The following is a 2,388-nucleotide window of genomic DNA, read 5'->3' as shown; positions in this document are numbered from 1 at the left end:
TTGTACTTTAAGATAGATTGTCATAACGGATGCCTCCTAATTCCCTTGAGATAAGACTCAGTTCTGTCGCTGCTTCTAAGTTACTTGTTTCATCCTGCTGTTTTGCATATTACAATTGATGCTCTGGTTTTATGTTGAACGGTTGATTGGTGATAGGATGACTACCGATGATATTTCCGTTATAATAAATATAAAGTTTATTGTTTTTTGGACATAACGCAAATAAGCCTACTCAACTCGTTTTTTCTAAGTATGAGAAGAATACCTTTTTAGATCCTTCTTCTCCTAGAAACTACTTTTATAGAGTATGCAAAAATAACTGTCTTGAATTCGTCAATATACATGGTTTTAGACATACTCATTGTTCCCTACTGTTTGAATCGGGTGTGCCTATGAAAGACGTTAAAGAACGCCTAGGCCATTCTGATATATTAACTACAATGAATATCTACGCTCATATCACAAAAGAAGAAAAGAAAGACACAGCTGACAAATTTGCGAAGTTTATGGAAAATTAAGGAGTGGGAAAATGCAGCATACTATGGGACTTTACGAATCACCTTTTAATTCAATAAAATCTGGTAAAAAGACTGTTGAAGTTAGATTGAATGATGAGAAAAGAAGAAAAATTAGTATAGGTGATCCAATAAAATTTACAAAAGTACCTGAGAACAGTGAAACTTTAACTGTAGAAGTTCTTGAGTTAAGAAAATTCCCGACGTTCAAAGAAATGTATGAAACTATACCGGCAAGTGATTTTGATACTGTTGGAGATTCTATCGATTTAATGGTTCAACAGACGTATGAAATATACAGTCCAGAACAAGAAAAAAATGGGGTACTTTAGCCATTACAATTAAATTATTAGAAACCGATACGAATGGTATCTAAAAACTAGAAGTTACAGTTATACCTTTACTGTTTTTAGAATAGTAGATAAAATATCCAGAAATTATTATTAATATTTTAAAGGAGGTGTATTAATGCAAGAATTATTTTCCAGTAATCGTATTAACTCAGGTGTTCCTGGAGGAGCTTCCCCTGCTTTTAATTGTCCTTATTGTAAAGGAATAGCATCACATGACTGGCAGGCTGGTTTTCAACATCAAATTGAACCAAATACTGAATTATATAATTTTGTAGTAGTAGCAAGGTGCCAAGCATGTTCAAAAACATCAATATGGCTTAAAAGTAAATATCCGTCGCAATCAGAAGAAAAGAATTATGAGATTCTTCTTTATCCTCGAACTTCAACAGTTGATGAGGATCCAAACCCTGATATGCCCTCTAATGTAAGAGAAGTTTTTGATGAAGCTTCACTTATTTTAGACGACTCTCCTAGAGCGTCAGCTGCTTTATCTCGTTTAGCCATTGAACTTCTTATGGGTGAACTAAAAGCCGAAGGGAAAGACTTAAACAATAAAATAGGTGACTTAGTATCAAAAGGACTGCCTGTAACTATTCAGCGAGCTTTAGATGCAGTACGTGTTATAGGTAATAATGCTGTACATCCTGGAGAAATTGATATGTCAGATAATAAGGATAAGGCAGTTACTCTATTAAAATTTATCAATATAATTGTTGAGAATCAAATAACCCAGCCAAGGTTAATAAGTGAGGCATACTCTTCATTACCTGAAGGAACAATAAAGGGTATTGAACAAAGAGATATACAGAAATAAAAAACCATTACCCTTTTTCCAGTAGTAATGAAAATGGTAATGGTTGGTAATGTTTTATAGCATTTGCTGGCAAAGTGTAAAAAGCAAAAGAGCCTTCAAACCGGGGTTTGAAGGCTCTTAGCAATGCTTAGTAAAGCTATAATGGAGATGAGGAGATTCGAACTCCTGTCCAAATATCTCGTCACCAATGAGTCTACGTCAATAGTTTATCCATTTAAGATTTAGCTACTGCATAGCCGACAAACAGGCATCCGCTATCGCGAGTCTGATAATCTCTTTTTTAACTTACAGACGGAAAGTTAAAACGTATCCCACTAAATTTGAGACCACGATCTGAGTACATGGGCGATACCAGGGTGATCTTCGCTGCAGGTTTTTAGGCTGCTAAAGCGAAATTATTGTTTTGATTGTTTGCAGTTATATTTAACTGTAGCGTTTTTAGGAAGTCACTGCCTTCCTGACGCGTCATTAGCTCGAACAATACCTGTCGAAACCATGACATCCCCTTAATATTATGTCTTTATTATAATACATAAAAGCACAAAAGTCAATTATAGTCAAATTGGCTTCTGTGCTAAGAATGGGCTGTGAGGGGATCGAACCCGCGACCCACTGATTAAGAGTCAGTTGCTCTACCGACTGAGCTAACAGCCCGTTACAAAAATATATTATATACCTCTAAGTTATCAATTGCAAGTACTTTTTT

Annotated in this window: 3 protein-coding genes, 1 tRNA gene and 1 other RNA gene; 3 read left to right on the top strand and 2 right to left on the bottom strand. The window is 35.1% G+C overall.

The window, feature by feature from the left end:
• The first annotated feature begins 200 nt into the window (after nucleotides 1–200).
• From GSA01S_RS10620 to GSA01S_RS09930, 3 genes are all read left to right on the top strand, one after another.
• Nucleotides 201–518, top strand: coding sequence for a tyrosine-type recombinase/integrase (locus tag GSA01S_RS10620; RefSeq protein WP_083513303.1), 318 nt, complete (start codon nucleotides 201–203; stop codon nucleotides 516–518).
• Between the two features lie 11 nt (nucleotides 519–529).
• Entirely contained in the window at nucleotides 530–847 is a 318-nt protein-coding gene (locus GSA01S_RS09935) for an ASCH domain-containing protein (protein WP_217994648.1), read from the top strand.
• A 136-nt stretch (nucleotides 848–983) separates the two neighbouring features.
• The gene (locus GSA01S_RS09930) at nucleotides 984–1,682 is read left to right on the top strand and encodes a DUF4145 domain-containing protein (protein WP_066127164.1); all 699 of its coding nucleotides are present in this window, start codon (nucleotides 984–986) and stop codon (nucleotides 1,680–1,682) included.
• Nucleotides 1,683–1,821: 139 nt separating this feature from the next.
• On the opposite strand, the gene ssrA is transcribed toward GSA01S_RS09930, so the two are convergent.
• Together ssrA and GSA01S_RS09920 are read right to left on the bottom strand one after the other, a co-directional pair.
• Nucleotides 1,822–2,188, bottom strand: a transfer-messenger RNA (tmRNA) gene (gene ssrA / locus GSA01S_RS09925).
• A 75-nt stretch (nucleotides 2,189–2,263) separates the two neighbouring features.
• Nucleotides 2,264–2,336 (bottom strand) — tRNA-Lys (locus GSA01S_RS09920).
• Nucleotides 2,337–2,388 lie beyond the last annotated feature (52 nt).

Source organism: Globicatella sanguinis NBRC 15551, from assembly GCF_001552295.1.
GTDB lineage: Bacteria > Bacillota > Bacilli > Lactobacillales > Aerococcaceae > Globicatella > Globicatella sanguinis.
The sequence above is the reverse complement of the archived record's forward strand: the minus strand, read 5'-3'. Positions and strand labels throughout refer to the sequence as shown.

Bases quoted from the DNA above. Each gene is read 5' to 3' on its own strand.
- GSA01S_RS09935 (WP_217994648.1), top strand. From the start codon at position 530: ATGCAGCATACTATGGGACTTTACGAATCACCTTTTAATTCAATAAAA.
- GSA01S_RS09930 (WP_066127164.1), top strand. From the start codon at position 984: ATGCAAGAATTATTTTCCAGTAATCGTATTAACTCAGGTGTTCCTGGA.